Raw genomic sequence first — 19599 nt, 5'->3', positions numbered from 1 at the left:
ATGAGTCGTGAACCTCGCCAAAGCATTCTGTTCATTCGCCTCCGATCACTGGGCGACACGGTACTGATGACTCCCGCATTGCAGGTGGCTCGCCGCGCCGGGATGCATACCGCGGCATTAGTGGAAGAACCCTTCGCCGCGCTGCTCAAGGGGCATCCCCATCTGCATGAACTCCTGGTGATGCCCAGCCAGGGATGGGCGTGGGCCAACCGCCTGAGAATGCTGCGCCGCCTTCGCCGTCTCTCGTTTGACTTGGTCGTCGATCTGCACGGAGGCAGCACGGCGGCCCTGCTGACCCGCTTCAGCGGTGCCCGACGGCGGGTCGGTTACGCTTCGGCGCGCTTCAAGGACTGGTACGACGTGAAAACGCCCGACTCGCGCCAGCTTTGGAACAACCGCCCGGTCCACACCGTCGAACATCAACTTTCGCCACTGCTGCACCTGGGACTACCGGTCGAGCCCATTCCCCAGCTCCATCTGCCCGTCGATGAAGGGGCCTTGGCTTACGTCGAGCAACTCTTGACCGCTTCAGGATTCTCCGACAGGTCCTTCGCTCTCATCCATCCCGCCGCCGCCTTCGACACCAAACAATGGGCCGCCCGGCACTTCGCCGAGATTGGAGACCGCCTGCAGGAGCGGTTCAAGTTGCCCGTAGCCGTCACGGCGGGGCCTGGGGAGAAAGTTCTTGTGGAGGAGGTGGGAGCCTTGATGAAAAGGCGTCCGCTGCTCATCGAACCGCTGCCGCTGGACCGGTTCGCCGCCCTCGTCTCCCGCTGTGCCCTCTACCTGGGCAACGACAGCGGACCGATGCACATGGCAGCCGCTTTCAAGCGCCCCGTGGTGGCCGTCTTCGGCTCCTCGGATTGGCGGGTATGGAGGCCCTGGAACACCCCTCATCGACTCATCAAGGCCGACCTTCCCTGCATTCCCTGTCCGGGATACACTTGCCATCTTTACGACCAGCCGCGCTGCATACGGTCCATTGGAGTCGATCAGGTCTGGCAGGCGGTTGAGGAACTGGCGGACACGATATGAACTCGGCCCAACGGCAACAACTGATGGAGATCACGCGTCGCTTCCAGGGTTGCCGGATCCTGGTGGCCGGCGACATCATCCTCGACCGCTTTGTATGGGGCAGCGTGGAACGCATCTCTCCCGAAGCGCCCGTCCCCGTCATCGAAGTCAAACGCGAGAGCGTGCACTTAGGCGGCGCTGCCAACGTTGCCTGCAATCTGGCCGCCTTGGGCGCCCGTCCGCGGCTGGTGGGGCTGGTGGGCGACGACAGCCCGGCGAAGCAACTGCGCAGGGAATTACAGGCCCAGAACATCGACGACGGCGGACTGCTCGTAGACGACCAGCGCCGCACCACCACCAAGACCCGCATTATTGCCGGACATCAGCAGGTCTGCCGGGCCGACCGCGAGGACCGTCTGCCGGCCCGAGGCTCTCTGCTGGCCGATCTGACCGCCACCTGCCGCAAGTATCTTGATGAGTGTCAAGCTGTCGTTCTTTCCGACTACGCCAAGGGCGCGCTGGTGCCTGAGTTGGTGAGGCTGCTAATCGAACAGGCCGGGGAAGAAGGCCGCTACCTGGCAGTTGATCCTAAAAGCAGCGACTTTTCGATCTATCGAGGCGCCTCCATCATCACGCCCAACCAGAAAGAGGCCGAAGCCGCCGCGGGAATGCCTATCCTGGACGAGGATTCGCTGCTGCGCGCCGGCGACCGTCTGCGTCAGGAAGCCGGACTGGGCGCACTGCTCATCACGCGCGGAGAAGAGGGAATGACCTACCTGGACGCCCGCTCCCAGGTCCACATCCCCACGGTCGCCCGCGAGGTCTACGACGTCACCGGAGCCGGCGATACCGTCATCGCCGTCTTCGCCCTGGCGATCGCCTGCGATGCCCATCCAGTGCAGGCGGCGCAATTGGCCAACCACGCTGCCGGAATCGTGGTGGGCAAGCTGGGCACTGCACAGGTTTCACCTGATGAACTGCTGGAAAGCCTTAAAGACTCCGATAAATAACTCAAACCGAACTCTTCTCCAGAAGCTCCGACAAGATCCTGACAATTGAACGGTTGAGCCGGAATATTGGTCCAAAGAGGTATCGGGGGACGTACACTCAGTTATCTCTTTGAGGTGGTCATGCGTAAACTAAGTATAATTCCGTTCACTTGCTTCTTTTCAATCTTTCTTCTCCTGCTGCCCTCGCTCTTTGCCGGAGGTGAATGGACCAGAGTAGGAGATCGTCAAGGAGGCCCGCTGCGGCTGGTGGCCGATTCCGTCGACCCTGACCTGATGTGGGGCCACAGCTTAGCCGGACTCTTTCAAAGCAACGACGGCGGCCGGACCTGGTCCCTGACCCCGTCGCGGATTCCCTTTCCGCGCGACATCCTTCCCGATCCCCAAACCGCCGGCAGAGCCTACACCACCTCAGGCATCGCTGTCTTCCTGACCGAAGACTTCGGACGGACTTGGCAGGACTGCTCTCGAGGACTAAGAGTGGAGGTGTCTGAAATCGGCTCCTTCGCCATGAGCCCCGGCCAGCCCGGAATCCCGGGAACCGTCTTCGCCCTGAGCCCCACAAGCCTCTTTCGAAGCCCGGAGGGCTCCTGTCAATGGGAGAGGGTCCCAGAGGATGGCTTGATCGTGCCCCTTTTCCGCGTCGTTAACGCGGAATCTGGAGAACTCTGGGCCGGGACACCATTCGGACTTTTCGCCTTCGATCAGGAGACGCAAAGCTGGAGCGAAATTGCGCCTGAGAGTGAGATTGCCGACGTCACCTTGAGAGTGATCAGGTTCGACCTGCGCCAGCAGGGACGCATCTGGGCCGGCAGCCGAGACGGGCTGCTCTTTCGCAGCGACGACGCAGGAGATACCTGGATGCGGGTGGCCGAAGAGGTCCCGCTGACCCTTATCAACCAGATCGTTTTCGACCCCAACGACCCGTTGGCGCTCTACGTAGCTGACGGAAGCGACCTCTTCCGCACCGGCGACGAGGGCGAGACCTGGGAGAACCTGACCGAGGACTTGGATCCCTTTTCGGCCAGTTCGGTCGTGGTCGATTCAGCCGATTCCGACATTCTGACGCTGGGATCAGCCATCAACGGCGTTTTCCGTTCCCAGGACGGCGGGGAAACCTGGACTCAAAGCATCGACGGCTTCCATACCATCAACGTCGGTTCCCTGGCTCCCGCCCCCTCCAATCCCGACCGCGTCTATATCGGGACTCTGGGCGGCGGACTGCTGCGCAGCGAGGACGGCGGGGAGTCCTGGGCGCAGATCTTTCCCGAGGTGGCTCCCATCAGCCTCAACGACTTGTCGGTCGACCCTGCCGACGAGACCCTCATCCTGGCCGCCGCCTCCGGCGGCGTCTACCGCAGCCAGGACAGCGGAGACACCTGGACGCAGGTTTTCGACGAGTTCAACGCCTCCGGTTTGCACCGGGTGCGAAACATGCCGCAGACGGTGCTGGCGACGGGCTCCCGCTTCGTTGCCATCAGCCAGGACGGAGGAGCCACCTGGGAAAGCTTCGCCGTCAGCCCGGACACCATCTTTCTGGAGACGGTCTCCACTCCGGCCGACACCGCCGACACCATCTTCGCAGCCGGCGCGGCCAGCGTCTTTCGCAGCAGCAACGGAGGCCAGGACTGGGAAACGGTCGTCGGGCCGATACCCTTCGAAGCCGAGGCCGTGGTGGTTCCGGATATACGCTGGGTGCACGTCAGCCCATCCGATCCCCAGGTGGTGATGGCCTCGGGCAGCGCCGGATTCTTCCGCAGCCGGGACGGCGGAGACGCCTGGAAGCAGGTCAATGAGTTCATCGGGGACTTTGTCATCGACCCCCAGGACTCCGACCACCTTTTCAACTTCGGAGTCGGGGAGAGTTTCGACGGCGGAACCAGCTTCCAGCCCGTCACCGAAGGACTGGAGTCGCTCAGCGCCTTAGGCGTAGAGGCCTTGGCCTTCGACTCGGACGGCCAACTGCTGGCCGCCGCCGAGGGCGGCGTTTTGCTGCGCCTGCGAGGGCAGGAACGTCTGCGCTTCCCCTTCTTCACCATCGGAGATGTGGCGGGACAGCCCAATACCAGCCGTCTCTTCATCTTCAACCGAGACACCGCCACAGACCTCCAAATAGAGGCCCGAGCCGGGGACGGACAGCCCCTGGGCAACGCTTTCCCGGCGCTGGACGATTCCCTGCAACCGTTTCAGGTCGAGACCGTTCTTTCCGACTCTCAAGGCTCACTGCAGATCGGCTCCTTTTCGCTCTTTTCGGACGCTCCTTTGCAAGCTTCCCTGCTCTTCGACGGGACGCTGGGCATGGCCGGATTCTCGGGCGCCTCGCCCACTATGGGCGGATTTTTCGGCTCCGTGGCGCCTTTTCAGAATTCCTCGCAGGAAAACCGCAGGGCCTCTATCTCGGTCAGCAACTTCTCACAAGAGCAGGTGCATATCGATCTGCAACTGCGGAACTTCTTGCAGGACTTGCTGGGCACCGCTTCGCTGACTCTGGAGGCGGGGCAGTTGCAGGCCCGCTTCCTGGACGAACTGAACTGGCTGACACCCGCCGGGGAACCCTTGGACGTCTCCAACCTGACGGCCACTTTGCATGCTCAGTCCTCCGGGCTGGCCAAGATCGTCATGCTGGAAACCCTACCTGGAGATCTGGCTGAGATACCTACCATCAGAGAACCGTTCAACCCCGCGCCCGCCGATCTCCAACCCCTTGAAGATCCCCTGGCGGCAGGCCGGCGATCGACGCGTGCCCGAACAAGCCTGAGCCCCTCGCCCAAGCGCTCCGCCTTTCTTCCTCAAGTGGTTAACGGAGGCGGCCTCCAGACCCGCATCTTTCTCTATAATCCCTTACCCTCCAGCGAAATTGTCGAGATCGCCTTTTGGGATGAAGAGGGCAACCCGGTAGCGCTGGACGTAGAAGGCTTCGGGCCGGTCTCCGAACTTGAAGTGTCGTTGGAGGCTTCCCTGTTCAGGGTGCTGCGCACGACGGGCCAGGGCCAACTGACCGTCGCCTCGGCTGAAATCAGACAGAGAGGACTCAGCGACTTCTGGTCTCAACTGACCGGGCCCGGCGGATCGACGGCCGACCGTCCCGCCCCGGTCATCGACGCCCCCTTCCGCTTCCCTGCCCGCGTCAACGCCTCCGAGCAGGCCGACACGGGAGTAGCCGTCCACAACACCTCCCAAGAGCCCAACCTGCTGGCTCTGGAGCTGCTCGACGATGAAGGCGAAGCGCTGGCCACCGCTGAAATCGCCCTGGCCGCCCGCGGACGGGTAGCGCTGTTGGCCAGCGAAATCGAGTGGCAAAGCGAGCAACCGCTCGACTTCAGCGACTTCCTGGGCGGCCTGAGGATCGTTCCCGAGCAGGCCGTGGCCGCAACGGTCATTCAAGTGCGTCCCGGACGACTGGGCAAGATACCGCTGGCAGTCGAATAACGGGCGTGGCAAGGCGCAAGGGGCGAGAGCCGGGAAGCTCACGAATCGTCCCTCACCCGTGGTTGATGAGGTGGATGTCGATGGCCTGTTTGCCCTCGTGCTCTTCGGCCTCGGCGATTTCGAAGTCGAATATGAAATGCCGGCTCGGCAACCGCCGGCAATCGAAGTCGTGCACGTTGGAATCATGGAACCAAAGCGTCTCGTAGGGCGACTCGGGATGGCGCGAATCGGTCAGCCATAGTCCCGACTCGATTTTACTCAGTACCCGCATGAAACCGAAGCGCCCGTCCTCCTTGTGCCAATAGCACCAGCCCCGCACCCGCGACCCCACCTCTCCCCACTCGGGCAGGTGGTCGCCGTTTTCCATCGGTTGCGGAATGAGGTTGGGCACCAGATATCCCGACATGAAGAGATCGGCCTCGCGGCGCAGTTCCGAGGAGGCGTTGTCCAGGGCCACCACTTCCACCCGGCAGCCCTTGTTCTGCATGGCCCGGACCACGCGCACGAAGTCGCCGTCGCCGCTGGCGATCAGAATGCGGTCGAGGCGCTCGGATTGGAGCAAGGCATCGACCGCCAGGTCAAGGTCGGCGTTGGCCTTGCCATAGCGCTTGCCTGCCTCGTCCACATACCAACGCACTTCTTTGGTGATGACTTTGTAGCCGAAGTCGCGCAGTGCCGAATAGAACTTGTTCTGGCCTTCCCCGTAAGCCGGATCGATGCGCGCCCTTTCGGCGTCATAGGCGACATAAACGTTAAGCCTGGCCGGTTCGGCTCCGTCCCGGCAGGCGAACTCACGGAGAATATCGTAGCGGAATTTCTGTCCCCCGTTGCGGTACAGGTTGGCGGCATCGGCATAGATGCCCACCTTGGTGCTCGAATGGAGATTGTTCATGCTGGCTCCCCCAAGTTGAACGTCCGAAGCCGATACTCTACCAAACTCCGACGACGCAAGAAACGCGCGAATTAGCAGCAGAGATCGCCAAGCGCAGATCGCGACCCTTGAGAGGCCGCGAGCGAGACTGATCGGGCAGGTCAGAGACTCTCTTCAGCCGGTGCCCTGAGGGGGAAGTAACGGCGGGCCAAGTCGAGTTCCCAAGGGTTGCCGTAGATGCCGGCCGCGTAGCGCCAGCGGGCCAGGTGGCGCAGCAGGCTCTTGCCCCAGGCGGGAGTGTGGTAGTCCTGCACGGTCGGAAAGCGGCAGGACAACACTTTTGAGAAATCCTGAACCCGCCGGCGCATGCGGGAAGTCAGCCAAGGGGCGTCCTGGTGGCATACGTAATTGAGCCAGCGGGGCTCGGTCCATTCTTCAGGAGTGGCGGGCAACTCGGGCCCCTCGGGACCGTAGCGCTCGAGGATGGGAATGCGGGCGCCGTTGCCTTCGGTCTTGCGGCGACGGGGGTCTCGCTGAGGAGTGGGCGAATAGAAATACGGCACGATTTCGCACTGCGGATGGATGGCCTTCAGTTGGCGGATGAAACGCAGTGTCTTCTCGATCTCGCCTTCGGGATCCTCAGGCCCTCCCAGCACAAAGGAGAATTCGGGAATGATGCCATAGTGGCGGCATAAGCGGGCCGTCTCGAAGGTGTGGTCGACTTTGGTGCCCTTGCGCATCGACTTGAGGACCGAATCGCTGGCCGCTTCAGCACCGATGTAGGCCATCCTCAGCTTGCTGCGGCGCAGCCGTTCCCAGGTGGAGGTTGAGAACTTGGCCAAAGTGTCGGCGCGCGCGTAGCACCACCAGGGCATCTGCATTTTCTCCAACACTTCAAGGACCGGGATGCTGCTCTTCTCCTTGTCGAAGAAGTTGTGATCGTAGAACTGCACCGCGTTGGCCCCGTAGCGGTCGCGCAACGTCGACAAGTCCCTCTCCAGCGCCTGGGCCTTCTGCAGTTCGGTGTATCCGTTGAACATCGAGACCACGCCGCAGAAGGTGCAGCGGTAGCGGCATCCCAGGGCTGCCTGATGGACGGCCGTGCGGGTGCCCATGAAGCTGGGACGCAGGTAGCCCTCGACGTCGCCCGCACGATGGTAGGGCAAGGGAGGGTAGTCGCCGGGGGGACGAAATTGGCGTTCGTCATTGTGGACGATGCGTCCCCCGGCCTTGTAGGTCAACCCGGCGATGTGTGAAAGCGCCGAGGTGTCCTGGGCCGAGGAGGCTCTTTCGGCTTCGAGCGTAGAGAGAGGACGCCCTGCGTCGGGCAATGCCTTCAGCAATTCCCTGAGCGTGTCCTCCCCCTGGCCGCGAATCAGATAGTCCACGTAGGGGGCGTTGACGGCCGAGTCGGGGTAAAGGGTGGGAAAGTATCCGCCCCATACCACCGGCACCTGGGGATGAGCGGCCCGCAAGGCCGCTGCGATCTCGATGGCCGGCGCCACCTGCGGCCCGGGCATCACCGTCATGCCCACCAGCGCCGTCTCGCGCTCGGCAACCGCCGCCAGGACAGTCGCCGTGGCGTCGGGATCGACGTTGCCGTCCACCACCCGGTAGTCCCACTCGCCTTCCAACACCGCGCCCAGGGAGAGCAGCGAGATGGGCAGCCGCACCGCCCGCGGCTTGGACATCTTCGGATTGACGAGGATGATCTGCTTGTTCATGGAATCAGATGGCCTCAGGATAGCAGAATCGCCCCATCAGACGCCCTTCTCGTCCACAAAAATCCTAAATGACGCTGCCGTCGGGGATGACGGAGTTTTTGGGGATGATGACGATGCCGTCGCGGATGTGGTAGTTGCTCATGGGCGTCCCGCAGTTGCCGTCGTGCTCCTGGTGGCCATCCACGTTCTCGATGCGGACGTTCTCCCCGATTCGGGCATTCTTGTCGACGATGGCGCCCTTGATGAAGGTTCCGCGCGCAACTCCCAGGCGGATGGGCTCGCGGCGGGGATCGGGATCGTAGTAGTCGGCCCCCATCATCAGGGTATCCACGAGTGTGGCATTGCGGAGGACGCTGCGGATGCCGATGATGGAATTGCTGATCTTGGAGTTGAAGATCGAGCATCCCTCGGCCACCACCGTCTCTTCGAACTCGCAATTGCGGATGCGGTTGGCGGGCAGAAAGCGGGCGTGGGTGAAGATGGGAAACTCGGCGTCGAAGAAAGTGAATTTGGGTTCCGCCGAGGCCAAGTCGAGATTGGCCTTGTAAAACGCCTCGATGGTCCCGATGTCTTCCCAATAGCCGCTGAAGGGAAAGCCCGCCACAGAATGCGATTTGATGGCCCTGGGAATGACGTGGCCCCCGAAATCGACGTGGGACTCGTCTTTGAGCAGTTCCACTAGTGCGTCCACATTGAAGACGTAGATGCCCATCGAGGCCATGTAGGGCTTGCTCTCGGTAACTCCCATCTCGCGCCAGGCTTCCACGTCGACCTTGAGCGTATCGATGAACTCCTCGTCCTTGGGCTTCTCGTGAAACTCCTTGAGGGCTCCGTCGTTGGCCATCTTGAGGATGCCGAAGGCCGGCACCCTTCTCTTCTCCACGGGAATCACGCCCACCGTCAGGTCGGCCTTCTTCTTGCGGTGGTAGCGGATGAGCTTGGAGTAATCCATGCGGTAGAGTTGATCGCCCGAGAGGATGAGGATCTCCTTGGCGCGGTAGTTGAGGATGTGGCGCATGGTGCGCCGCACCGCGTCGGCCGTCCCCTGGAACCATTCCACCGTTTCGGGAGTCTGCTCGGCGGCCAGAATGTCGACGAAACCCTCGCTGAAGACGTCGAAGCGATAGGTCTGGTTGATGTGACGGTTGAGCGACTCCGAATTGTACTGGGTGATGACGAAGATTTTGGAGACGCCCGAGTTGATGCAATTGCTGACGGGGATGTCGATGAGCCGGTATTTGCCCCCCAGCGGCACGGCCGGTTTGGAACGTACATGTGTGAGCGGGTAGAGGCGGGTTCCTTTTCCTCCGCCCAGGATGACTGAGATCACTCGCTTCATGGGCGCTAGTCTATCCAAAACGTCAGGGCCGCGCCAACCCCCTTTCTACCGGCTTCCGACAGCGCCTGGTGGCCTTTGATCGGAGGCCCATTTCTAAGGCCCGGCTGCGTAGTGCTAACATGAGCGCCTATGACTGCGAAGACCGAGGCCGTGCACGGGGTCAGCTTGCTGACGGAAGACGATATCTATCTCTTCAAGCAGGGAACACACTACCGCCTTTACGAGAGATTGGGGGCTCATCTCATCGAGGAGGAAGGCCGCCAGGGGACGCTCTTTGCCGTCTGGGCTCCCAACGCCACCGAAGTCAGCGTCATCGGCGGATTCAACGAGTGGAGGCCCGGCCGCCACTCGATGAGCCCGCGCTGGGACCAATCCGGCATCTGGGAATGCTTCATCCCCGGCGTGGGCGCGGGCGAACTCTACAAGTACCACGTCATTTCGCCCCACACCCCCTTCGGGGTGGCCAAGGGCGACCCGTTCGCCTTCCGCTGGGAGGCCCCGCCGCGGACGGCTTCAGTGGTCTGGGATCTCGACTATCAATGGAGCGACGAGGAGTGGATGAAGACGCGCCCGCTCAACAACGGGCCGCACGCCCCCATGTCGATCTACGAGATGCATCCCGGTTCCTGGAGGCGAGTGCCCCACGACGACAACCGCTCCCTCAGTTACCAGGAGTTGAGCGAGTACCTGACCGATTACCTGAAAGATACGGGCTTCACCCACGTGGAGTTTCTGCCCCTGACCGAACATCCCTTCACCGGCTCCTGGGGATACCAGACGGTCGGATATTTCGCGCCCACCAGCCGCTTCGGTTCGCCTCAGGGCTTCATGGAACTGGTCGATTCCCTGCACCGCAACGGCGTGGGAGTGATTCTTGACTGGGTGCCGTCTCACTTCCCAACCGACGAACATGGTCTGGGGCTTTTCGACGGAAGCCACCTCTACGAGCACGCCGACCCGCGCAAGGGCTTCCATCCCGACTGGCAAAGCTACATCTTCAACTACGCCCGCAACGAAGTGCGGGCCTTTTTGATCTCCAGCGCCCTCTTTTGGCTCGACCGCTACCACATCGACGGACTCAGGGTCGACGCGGTGGCCTCCATGCTGTACCTCGATTACTCACGCCAGGAGGGCCAGTGGATTCCCAACCAGTACGGCGTACGCGAGAATCTGGAGGCCATTTCCCTGCTGCAGGAATTCAACCGCAGCGTCCACGAGTTCTATCCCTCGGTGCAAACCATTGCCGAGGAGTCGACGGCCTGGCCCAAGGTCTCCTGGCCCGCCGATGAAGGCGGACTGGGCTTCGACATGAAGTGGAAGATGGGCTGGATGCACGACACTCTGCACTACATCCGCAAGGATCCCGTCTACCGCAAGTGGGAGCACGACAAGCTGACCTTCAGCATGTGGTACGCCTACACCGAAAAGTACCTGCTGCCCCTCTCTCACGACGAAGTGGTGCACGGCAAAGGGTCGCTCATCAACAAAATGCCGGGCGACGAGTGGCAGAGGTTCGCCAATCTGCGGCTGTTGCTGGGGCACATGTATTCGCACCCGGGTAAAAAGCTGCTTTTCATGGGGGCCGAACTGGGTCAGTGGAAGGAGTGGAATCACGACTCCAGCCTGGACTGGCATTTGCTGGAATACGCCCCTCACCAGGGTCTATGGAAATTCCTGCAGAAGCTCAACCGGCTCTACCGGCGCGAAGCGGCTCTCTTCGAACGCGATTTCGAGCCGGCGGGTTTCGATTGGATCGACCTCAACGACCGCGAGCGCAGCATCGTGGCCTATCTGCGGCGCAGCAACCGCGCCCAGGAAACCCTGCTCATCGTCTGCAACTTCACCCCGATTGTCCAGAAAGAGTATCGCCTGGGCGTCCCCCAACCGGGAAGCTGGAAGGAAATCCTCAACAGCGACGATGATCGTTTCGGCGGCAGCGGGGTGGTCAACAGCAAACCCTGCCCATCAGAGCCGGAGGAGTGCCATGAAATGGAGCACTCCATCACCCTGCGCCTGCCGCCTCTCGGAGTGGTTTTTCTCAAGCGCCTCAGCGAGAAGCCCGAGGCCGGCAAGAAATAAAAAAGGCGGTCACCGAAAATGGCGACCGCCTGATCCACTAAGGGGTAGCGTTCCCGGTTTTATTGGCCAGGCTTCCCTTTATTGAGGTGGATCGCAGTGGCGGTGTGCTGGGAATTCTCAGTCGTGTACTGGATCGTGACCCAGGTGCCTTCATTGTCCGCCAGTCCCTGAACGCTCTGGGCGCCGGTGACCTTGGTGGACTCGGTATAGGCGAAGGCAATCGTCTCACCGTCCTCGGTTTCGATTTCGAGGCTCATGTTCTCGGCGTCGACGCTTACCAGCTTGCCTTTGGCGACCATGTTCTCGGCCATTTTCTCGCCTTCTTGTGCGAAGACGGCCATACCGCCGACCAGGCAAATGATGCTCAGGATAGAGATGATCTTCATGGTGTGTTTCTTCATAACTGTACCTCCGATTTATATGACTTACTGAAGCTCTGATCGCTCCAGATTACGCTAATTAGAGATGCAAAAGGCGTTCCAAAAGTCAGGAACCTAGTATTCACGGTGGTTTACCAGCCAAACCCGGCCGATGCCTGAAGGGCCGATGGTCAAATCTTTCGGGGTGGTGAACAAAAATTCCCTGCCCGCGGCGTCTCAGCGAGCCGATTGGCCGTGGACGGCAACTCTCTCGTAAACGCGGTCGAGGCTCTCTTGGGAGACCAGGCGCAGGGCCATCCGATTGGCCAGTCTCTCAGTCTGCAGGTAAGGGTGGTGGGTGAAGATCCAAATGTGCCCCATCTCGTGAGCCAGCATGGCCCGCGTGTCCTCGGCGTTCAAACCGGCCAGGAAGTTCCTGTCGATGGAGATCAAAAAGCCGTCTCCGAAAGGTTCAGAAGAGGCCAGCTTGGGGTTGTAGGGAACCACACGCACCAGGATGGTTTCCTCGATTCCCATCCGCTCTCGAAAGCTCTCGATGATGGCGAGCAAACGGCTGGAGACCGCGCCGGAATGGGAGCTGCCGAGCAAGGCTGCTGGAAGGAAAAGTCCGCTGAGGACCCAAGACACGACGCACTTTTGCAGCAGTGCGGTCCCAATCAAGTTCACTGGCCGCCTCCAAGAGAGAGTCAATCGTGGAAGCAGCCGAAATCCGGCTGGAGGCGAGAAATGAGGCGCTTCCCAGGCCGCTCTCGCGGGTGACCGGATACCGGCGGCTCGCTTACCGATGAATTCAGTATAGCAGCCGCCGCAACAGACCGTGGAGGCTGATTTCACGCTCAGGCCGCCGGGCGGGAGGACTCGGGCTGGTGCAGTTCCCACCACTTGGCGGCGCGGGCGCTGTCCCAGTGCGACTTGAGAGGAATTGAAGCCAGGGCCTCGGCCAGCTCGCCGGCACTTTGAAAGCGCTCTTCGGGAGCCTTGGCCAGGCAACGCAGAATGGCGGCATCCAGTTCCCCGGGAATCTCCAGCTCGCTGCGGCTGGAAGGCGGGGCCGGCTGCGAGTTGACGTGGTCGACGACGATGGAGAGCGGATTCTCGCTGTCGAAGACCAGTTGACCGGTCAGCAGCCAGTAGGCCACGCATCCCAGCGCATAGAGATCGGTGCGGTGGTCGACTTGGCCTTTGCCCCGGGCCATCTCGGGAGCCATGAAGGCGGGCGTGCCGGTGGTGACTCCGTCGATGGTGAGGCTGTTCTGCCCTAGAGTGGGGTCGATGTTCTTGACCAGGCCGAAATCGAGGACCTTGACGAAATCGCGCGCCAGGCCCATGCGGGTGACGTAGATGTTGGCGGGCTTGATGTCGCGGTGGACCAGGCCGTTGGCGTGGGCGTCCCCCAGCGAATCGCAGACCTGCAAGAGCAGGTGCACCACCCGTTCGGAAGGCTGAGGGCCGTAGCGCTTGACCAGGGTGTCGAGATCGAAGCCGTCCAGCAGTTCCATGACGTAGAAGAAGGTTCCGTCAGCCGTGATGCCGAAGTCGTAGAGCTCGACGGTGTGGGGGGAACGCAGCGAAGCCGTCACCTTGGCCTCCCGCTGAAAACGGTCGCGGGCCCGACGTACGCCGTCGGGATCTTCCCCCTTGAGCTTGTCGGGATGGATCATCTTCATGGCCGAGGGACGGGCCAGCATCTTATGCTCGGCCAGCCATACCTCTCCCATCCCTCCGCCGCCGATCTTCTTCTTGAGATGGTAGAGGTCGGCCTCTTTGCCCTCGTTGCTGGTTCTGCGGTAGCGGTCGACCAGAGCCGAAGCCCCCACGGCCACTCCCCAGGCCGGCAACAGCAGCGCGATGGGAATCCACAACGAGAGCGACGACCCCCGCCAAGCCGGCTGGGAACTCAAGACCAGTCCGCAGAAGAAAGGCACGCTCAGCAGAACCGCCGCCACCAGCAGCGTGCGTTGGTAAGGGTTGGGGACAAAGACTCCGTAGCTGACGGCCAGCAGGATGCTGCCGATGACGGCGTAGTGGTAGGACTGCGGAGAACCGGCCGCGGCGTCGCTGAAGGCGTGCAGGGAGATGAGGATCATGCCGCTGAGAAAGACTCCCAGTTCAAGCAGCCTGAGGCGCCGGTAGGTGAGTTCCAGGCCTGAATAGACCACGGCCGCGGAAACTCCCAGCAGCACCAGCATGGCGATCTGAGCCGCCAGGAGTCCGGCTGAGATCTCTCCCCAGGCGGAAGCCAGATAGCCGATGCCGACGAAGAGAAGCAGCGGGGAGAGGACGGTCAGTACCGTTCGCACGGCTTTGCCGTCGATCGCTCCCAGCTTGGCGTCGAAATCTTCGGGCAGCATTCCGCCAGTGGGACAGAATTTGCAGGAAGTGGCCAGGCTGTCGGCCACCGGAGAGGACTGGGCCAAAGTTGCCGAGGATGCGTTCATCGTCGTTCACCCACGTTCTATTGCTCTCAGGTCTTGGTTGGCAGCACCGCCGTGCACATCTCGAAGATGATCTCGGTATCATGAGATGCATGTCGCGGGCCTTTCGATTCATGTCCGCCCTGTTGCTGCTCTGCTCGGCGAGCATCCTGCTGAGTGGCCAGGCGCCGCAGGCCGACCCTGCGGTTCCGGCCCATTCCGCCGGGATTACGGCGCTGCGGACGTCTCCGCACGACTCGGGACTGCTGGCTTCGGCCTCTGCCGACGGCAGCATCAAGGTGTGGCGGATCGGCCCTGGCGGAAGCGTGGCCGCCCTCCTCGGCGATTTCCCGGCCTGGACCCACGAAGCGGTGATGGCTCCCGACGCCACTTGGGCGGCGGGGGCCCTGGCAGGAGGCGAAGTACGCATCTGGAGGCTCTCCGACCAGCGTCTTCTCAAGGTGCTTCGACCCCATCAGGCTGAGGTCTTATGCCTGGCCGTCTCGCCCGACGGGAGCCTGCTGGCGCTGGGCGGGGCCGGGGGACAGATGTCGCTGTGGAGCATGCCCGAGGGCCGATTGCTGACCTCGATCGAAGGGGCCCACCGCAAGGCCGTCTGGGACCTCGATTTCTCGTCTGACGGCAGGTTGCTGGCCTCGGCCTCGCAGGACGAAACGCTGCGGTTCTGGACGTCCCAGGGTCAAGAGGTGAAGAAGGTCGATAAATTTGACGGTCCGGTGGCGGCAGTGGCTTTCTCGCCCGCCCAGCCTGACCGGGTGGCGGTGGCCTCCTGGGAGGGCGCCATCAGCCGCGTCGAATGGAGAGACTCCAGAGGCAACCGCAAAGGACGCCCCAGCCAGGCCCTCTTCCGCGTCCGCAGTTTGGCCTTCTCGCCCGACGGTCAACGGCTGGCGGCCGGCGGATCGGGCGCTTCCATCCTCCTCTGGTCGAGCAACAACTGGTCGCGTCCGCGTTCTCACTACTTCCAGGGAGAGGGCTTGCGCAGCCTGACTTTCTCGCCCGACGGAACCCTGCTGGCCGGGGCGGGAGACGACCGTCACCTGCGCTTCTGGGACGCTTCCAGCGGACGCCTGTTGGAGTCCCTCGACCTGCCTACGCTGGGTTCCTTCACCAGCGTCGCTTTTTTCCCCGACGGAAAGAGCCTGCTGACGTCCGCCTGGGGGGCTCTGGACGGCTCCTCGGTGAAGATCCACCAAGAACAGGGCGGACTGCTGGCCCTGAGCCCGCCAGCCCAAGCTTTTGCCACGCTGGCGTGGGGCGACTCGGATGGCGACGGGAGGCAAGGCATTCTGGCCGGCGCCGGACCCGACGGCATTCGCCTGTGGACTCGGGACGGCGGCCTGATGGCCCTGCTCGAGCCCCACTCCGAAGTGCTGGCGCTAGACTTCCATTCCGCCCACGGACTGCTGGCGGCGGCCATGAAGGACGGCAAAGTCGGACTATGGCGCCTGCAGGGCGAGCGCCTGACGCCAGAGTGGACGCGGCCGGTGCACCTGGGAGCCGCCACGGCGCTGCGCTTCCTTCCCGACGGTCAGCGCATCGCCGTGGGCGGACGGGACGGATTCGTACGGCTGCTGGATTCCGCCTCGGGCCGCCCCCTGGCCCAGGCCCGCAACGATTTCTCCATCACAGGGCTGGACCTCGACCAAGAAGGCCGGCGCCTGGCCTGGGCCACCGTGGGACCTTTCGTCCGCTGGACCGACCTGAGCCGCTCGTCCGCCGCCGACCCTGCCGGGCAAGAAAACGCCGGGCATCTCGCTTCCAGCGGAGCGATCCAACTGGACGCCCCAGGCGTGCTCGACCTTGACCTTTCCGAGGACGGCCGCCGCCTGGCGTTGATCACTCCCGACTCGCTCCAGCTCTGGGAGCTGCCTTCCACGGCGGCGCGGCAAGGCCTGACCGCCCCTGATAGCGCCTCGGCCCGCCGGACAGCCGTCCGTGCGGGCGCTTACACGGCCCTCGCTTCGTTGGCTCAAGGACGCCTGGCGACCGCGACCGGGGATGGCCGCATCGAGATCCTGCAATCCGACTCGCTGCAGCCGGTGGAGCGCCTGCAGGATGCTTCCCAAGCCGTCCTGCGCCTGGAAGTGGAGGCCCAGCCCGTGGGGCGGCTGGACAAGGCTCCGTTGCGTCCGCTGCGTTTGAGCGCGCCCCCATGGTGCGGAAACGATGCAGACGGACGCTGCACCACCCGCCGCGGCCTGCTGGTGATCGGATTGCTCGGCCCCGACCTTGAAGACGGAGTCCATCTCGAGTGGCGCTCCGGAGGCTCGCGGGTGCGTCACTCGGGATTCGTCTCCCGCAGCGGAACCTACCTGCTTCCCAGGGCCGTCGTGCTGGAAGTGCAAGGAGAGGTCGACCTGGCGGCGGGCGACCACGTTTTGCTGGAACACCTGGCCCTCACCGCTCCTTCCCGGCCTTTGCGCCCTCCCCAACGCCGATCTTGGCTCTGGAATGACGAGACCGAGGAATGGAAGCTGAGAGAATTCGACCTGGCCTTGCAGGCTTTCCCCGAGCTGCAGCAGCCGCTGCGGCTGGAATCCTTCTTCCGGCCCGCCAGCGCGGGACTCTTGGCCGACGCCCAGCAGGTGCTGGCCTACCCGGGGTATCTGCCGGCCCAGGACGATGCAGCCGGCAGGCCTCCGCCGGTGCTCTTGGCCGACTTGGCTGAATTGAGCAGCGACCTTCTCTTCCAGGGCCATCAGGCCTCGGTCAACGATCTCGACATCTCGCCTGACGGCAAGCTCCTGCTGAGCGCCTCCAAGGACCAGTCCGTGCGCCTCTGGGACGCCTTGACGGCTCAACCTCTGGATCGCTTCAGTCACCATCATGACTGGGTCACCTCGGTCGCTTTTTCGCCCGACGGACGCCTGGCCGCTTCAGGCGCGTGGGAGGGACGGGCTGCCATCTGGGAGGCGGCCCCCGCCCGAGAAGCTGAGCAGCCCGTCAAGCCCTTTCCAGCCCATCCGGGAGGAGTCAATGCCTTGGCCTTCTCCCCCGATTCCTCGATCCTGGCCAGCGCCGGCGAAGATGCTCAGGTGCGTTTGTGGAGCGCTTCCGGGGGCAGCGAATCGGCTTCCCTTGAGGCTGATTTGTGGTTGCGGGCGGTCGCTTTCTCGCCCGACGGCAATCTCTTGGCCGCGGCCGGCGGGCAGGCCCAGGTCATGGTCTGGAATGCGGATTCGCGGCGCGAGCTGCTGCGCCTCGGCGAGCCCGACGAATCGCTGACGTGCCTGGCCTTCTCGCCCGACTCCAAAATGCTGGCCGCCGGGACCGAGGGCGGCCTGGTCTACCTGTGGGAGCTGCCGTCAGGACGCCTCATGTACCGCTTGCGGGAAGCGGAATGGATCAGCGCCCTGGCCTTTTCCCCTGACGGGTTGCTGCTGGCCGTCGCCTCCTGGCGGGACGGAATGGCGCTCTGGAATCCGCTGGCCGGTACTCCCGTCTATTCCCTGGCCGGACACAGCGGCGGAACCAACGCCGCCGTCTTCTCGCCTGACGGCCGCTATCTCTTCACCGCCGGCCAGGACCGGCAAATCCTGCGCTGGCCGCTGCCCGGCCAGGAGGCCAAATGACACGCTCCCTGACCCGGCTGCTAGGACGGTTTGCCGGCCCGCTCTTATTGCCGGTGCTGGCTGCCTTTGCGCTGGCGGCACAGGAACAGGATCTCACTCCCACCTTCACCACCTCGGTCGACCTGGTCAACGTGCTGGTCACCGTCCGCGACGCCTCGGGACGCTACGTCACCGGACTGCAGCGTCAGGACTTCCTGCTCGAGGAAGACTCGGCGCCGCAGGACATCAGCTACTTCAGCAGCGGCGAGGACGTCCCGCCCCTCTCGGTGGTGTTGGTCATCGACACCTCTGAAAGCGTGGAGGAGAAGCTTTCCTTCGAGCGGCGCGCGGCGGCGGAGTTCCTGCGCGCCGTATTGACCCGCGAACGGGATGCGGCGGCCATCGTCCAGTTCGGCAGCGAGGTCAAGCTGGTGCAGGACTTCAGCTACGACCTCAAGCGCCTCGAGGGTTCGCTGCGCAGCGTCTACGCCGACGGCCGCACGCGTCTTTTCGACGGAGTTTGGCTGGCGGTGGAGGACCTGCTGGCGGGACGCAGCGGACGGCGCATCATGGTGCTGGTTTCAGACGGCCACGACACCAACAGCAGCTTGAGCGCCCGCGAAGCCATCCGCCAGGCTCAGGACAAAGAGGCGCTCATCTTCGGCATCGGCGTGCGGGCCAAGGGACAGGAGTCGGACTTCAACCAGATCCAGCGCCTGGCCGAGTCCACGGGAGGACTCTTCTTCGATTCGCGGGCCGATTTGGAGCGCTTGCGCCAGGCCTTCGAAGCCATCCGCCAGGCCATCGCCGCCCAGTATTCCCTCGGCTACGTCCCTCAAGACCTGCAATCTCCCGGCTTCCGCACCCTTGAGATCACCGTCCCCACCCGCGACCTGACCGTCATCCACCGCCCCGGCTACCACTTCTTCCCTTCTCCGCCGAAGTGAGCACATCAGCTTCTCATTCTGAACGCTGCCGATCGATTTTGCGCTGGATGAACCAACTGAACCAGCCAGCGTATTTTTCCTGAAGTTCGGCAAGCCTCCAGTCCTTGCCAGTGATGGTTCCCCTGCAGTCGGGGGCGCCGCAGTTGCAGGTCATCTCGTAGTCGAGGTCGTCGGTGGTGGCCCAGTCATGAGTCAGCTCCTCGCCTGCGCCGATATCCCGCATGGCCAGGAAGACGATCTGCCCTTGCAGCGCGCAGTTGGGCGCGCAACTGTGATTCAAGTAGACCATGCAGCCCTCCCGCTCATCGGGGTGCGAGGCGGCGATAAAGAACTCTTCCGCGATTTGGATCTCCGAATCCCGAACTGCAGGCTCAAGCGCAGCCCATTCCGAGGCTTGCAGGATGTAGCCGCCCTTGATGGCCACAATCTCTCCCGCGCCAATCGGCTCCCGAGCAAACAGCCCCTTCCCATGAATGGCGCTCTCCCCAACCTGGGTCTTGGGTGAACGGAAACTGAGGTCGGGCAATTCGTGACTCATCATGCCCGCTAGTTTACGTGTTGACGGTGGCCAGCCGCTAGCGTACGGGGATGTTGGCGGCGTCGAGGCCGGGCTGGTGTTGTGGAAGTCGAAGGTCTGGCCGGCACACTTTCCGACGTGCTCCCGGAATCCCACTACCTCCCGGCACCTTCTTGGTCAAGACAGAACTGCACGAGCGTCATTCGTTTCAATGCGCGCTCTTTCTTCGACAACATTTCAGCAGGTCTGCGGCGCATCGGGAAGAGTTCCGCCACCTTCCCACGCCGTAAGGCCTTATCGTAT

At 63.0% G+C, this 19599-nt stretch carries 13 protein-coding genes; 6 read left to right on the top strand and 7 right to left on the bottom strand.

Going from position 1 to position 19599, the window contains the following annotated elements; genetic code table 11:
- From VLU25_07960 to VLU25_07950, 3 genes are all read left to right on the top strand, one after another.
- A complete protein-coding gene (locus tag VLU25_07960) occupies positions 1 to 1035 on the top strand; it encodes a glycosyltransferase family 9 protein (GenBank protein ID HSR67862.1) in 1035 nt (344 codons plus the stop codon).
- Complete coding sequence (gene rfaE1, locus VLU25_07955) at positions 1032 to 2024, top strand: D-glycero-beta-D-manno-heptose-7-phosphate kinase (GenBank protein ID HSR67861.1); 993 nt, start codon at positions 1032 to 1034, stop codon at positions 2022 to 2024. Before VLU25_07960 ends, rfaE1 begins: the two co-directional genes overlap by 4 nt.
- Positions 2025 to 2270: 246 nt before the next feature.
- Positions 2271 to 5450 carry a YCF48-related protein gene (locus VLU25_07950; protein HSR67860.1) on the top strand — a complete coding sequence of 1060 codons (3180 nt, stop codon included), beginning with the start codon at positions 2271 to 2273 and terminating at the stop codon, positions 5448 to 5450.
- A gap of 52 nt (positions 5451 to 5502) precedes the next feature.
- On the opposite strand, the gene VLU25_07945 is transcribed toward VLU25_07950, so the two are convergent.
- The 3 genes from VLU25_07945 to VLU25_07935 form a co-directional block, all read right to left on the bottom strand.
- Complete coding sequence (locus VLU25_07945; GenBank protein ID HSR67859.1) at positions 5503 to 6342, bottom strand: NYN domain-containing protein; 840 nt, start codon at positions 6340 to 6342, stop codon at positions 5503 to 5505.
- A gap of 140 nt (positions 6343 to 6482) precedes the next feature.
- On the bottom strand, positions 6483 to 8045 hold the full coding sequence (locus tag VLU25_07940; protein ID HSR67858.1) for a radical SAM protein: 1563 nt from the start codon (positions 8043 to 8045) through the stop codon (positions 6483 to 6485).
- A 64-nt stretch (positions 8046 to 8109) separates the two neighbouring features.
- A complete protein-coding gene (locus VLU25_07935) occupies positions 8110 to 9384 on the bottom strand; it encodes a glucose-1-phosphate adenylyltransferase (GenBank protein HSR67857.1) in 1275 nt (424 codons plus the stop codon).
- A gap of 129 nt (positions 9385 to 9513) precedes the next feature.
- Here VLU25_07935 and glgB point away from each other — a divergent pair, with 129 nt between their 5' ends.
- Positions 9514 to 11463: a 1,4-alpha-glucan branching protein GlgB gene (gene glgB, locus VLU25_07930; GenBank protein HSR67856.1), complete on the top strand. Its 1950-nt coding sequence runs from the start codon at positions 9514 to 9516 to the stop codon at positions 11461 to 11463.
- Positions 11464 to 11522: 59 nt separating this feature from the next.
- Here the strand turns inward: glgB and VLU25_07925 are convergent, their stop codons facing one another.
- The 3 genes from VLU25_07925 to VLU25_07915 form a co-directional block, all read right to left on the bottom strand.
- Positions 11523 to 11849 carry a hypothetical protein gene (locus VLU25_07925; GenBank protein ID HSR67855.1) on the bottom strand — a complete coding sequence of 109 codons (327 nt, stop codon included), beginning with the start codon at positions 11847 to 11849 and terminating at the stop codon, positions 11523 to 11525.
- Positions 11850 to 12059: 210 nt separating this feature from the next.
- Positions 12060 to 12509, bottom strand: coding sequence for a hypothetical protein (locus tag VLU25_07920; GenBank protein HSR67854.1), 450 nt, complete (start codon positions 12507 to 12509; stop codon positions 12060 to 12062).
- 170 nt (positions 12510 to 12679) lie between these two features.
- Complete coding sequence (locus tag VLU25_07915; GenBank protein HSR67853.1) at positions 12680 to 14281, bottom strand: serine/threonine-protein kinase; 1602 nt, start codon at positions 14279 to 14281, stop codon at positions 12680 to 12682.
- A gap of 80 nt (positions 14282 to 14361) precedes the next feature.
- On the opposite strand from VLU25_07915, the gene VLU25_07910 reads away from it, so the two are divergent.
- Complete coding sequence (locus VLU25_07910) at positions 14362 to 17853, top strand: hypothetical protein (GenBank protein HSR67852.1); 3492 nt, start codon at positions 14362 to 14364, stop codon at positions 17851 to 17853.
- Positions 17850 to 18779 carry a VWA domain-containing protein gene (locus VLU25_07905; GenBank protein HSR67851.1) on the top strand — a complete coding sequence of 310 codons (930 nt, stop codon included), beginning with the start codon at positions 17850 to 17852 and terminating at the stop codon, positions 18777 to 18779. The genes VLU25_07910 and VLU25_07905 overlap by 4 nt, the downstream gene beginning before the upstream one ends.
- A 13-nt stretch (positions 18780 to 18792) precedes the next feature.
- Here VLU25_07905 and VLU25_07900 read toward each other — a convergent pair whose 3' ends face one another.
- Positions 18793 to 19320, bottom strand: coding sequence for an SET domain-containing protein-lysine N-methyltransferase (locus VLU25_07900; protein ID HSR67850.1), 528 nt, complete (start codon positions 19318 to 19320; stop codon positions 18793 to 18795).
- Positions 19321 to 19599: the final 279 nt, after the last annotated feature.

The organism is Acidobacteriota bacterium (genome assembly GCA_035471785.1).
Taxonomy (GTDB): Bacteria; Acidobacteriota; UBA6911; order RPQK01; family DATIPO01; genus JANQFM01.
The sequence above is the reverse complement of the archived record's forward strand: the minus strand, read 5'-3'. Positions and strand labels throughout refer to the sequence as shown.

What these genes read in the sequence shown, in the direction of transcription:
- VLU25_07960 (HSR67862.1), top strand. Translation starts at nt 1, where the DNA reads ATGAGTCGTGAACCTCGCCAAAGCATTCTGTTCATTCGCCTCCGATCA.
- rfaE1 (HSR67861.1), top strand. Translation starts at nt 1,032, where the DNA reads ATGAACTCGGCCCAACGGCAACAACTGATGGAGATCACGCGTCGCTTC.
- VLU25_07945 (HSR67859.1), bottom strand. Translation starts at nt 6,342, where the DNA reads ATGAACAATCTCCATTCGAGCACCAAGGTGGGCATCTATGCCGATGCC.
- VLU25_07940 (HSR67858.1), bottom strand. Translation starts at nt 8,045, where the DNA reads ATGAACAAGCAGATCATCCTCGTCAATCCGAAGATGTCCAAGCCGCGG.
- VLU25_07935 (HSR67857.1), bottom strand. Translation starts at nt 9,384, where the DNA reads ATGAAGCGAGTGATCTCAGTCATCCTGGGCGGAGGAAAAGGAACCCGC.
- glgB (HSR67856.1), top strand. Translation starts at nt 9,514, where the DNA reads ATGACTGCGAAGACCGAGGCCGTGCACGGGGTCAGCTTGCTGACGGAA.
- VLU25_07925 (HSR67855.1), bottom strand. Translation starts at nt 11,849, where the DNA reads ATGAAGATCATCTCTATCCTGAGCATCATTTGCCTGGTCGGCGGTATG.
- VLU25_07915 (HSR67853.1), bottom strand. Translation starts at nt 14,281, where the DNA reads ATGAACGCATCCTCGGCAACTTTGGCCCAGTCCTCTCCGGTGGCCGAC.
- VLU25_07910 (HSR67852.1), top strand. Translation starts at nt 14,362, where the DNA reads ATGAGATGCATGTCGCGGGCCTTTCGATTCATGTCCGCCCTGTTGCTG.
- VLU25_07905 (HSR67851.1), top strand. Translation starts at nt 17,850, where the DNA reads ATGACACGCTCCCTGACCCGGCTGCTAGGACGGTTTGCCGGCCCGCTC.
- VLU25_07900 (HSR67850.1), bottom strand. Translation starts at nt 19,320, where the DNA reads ATGATGAGTCACGAATTGCCCGACCTCAGTTTCCGTTCACCCAAGACC.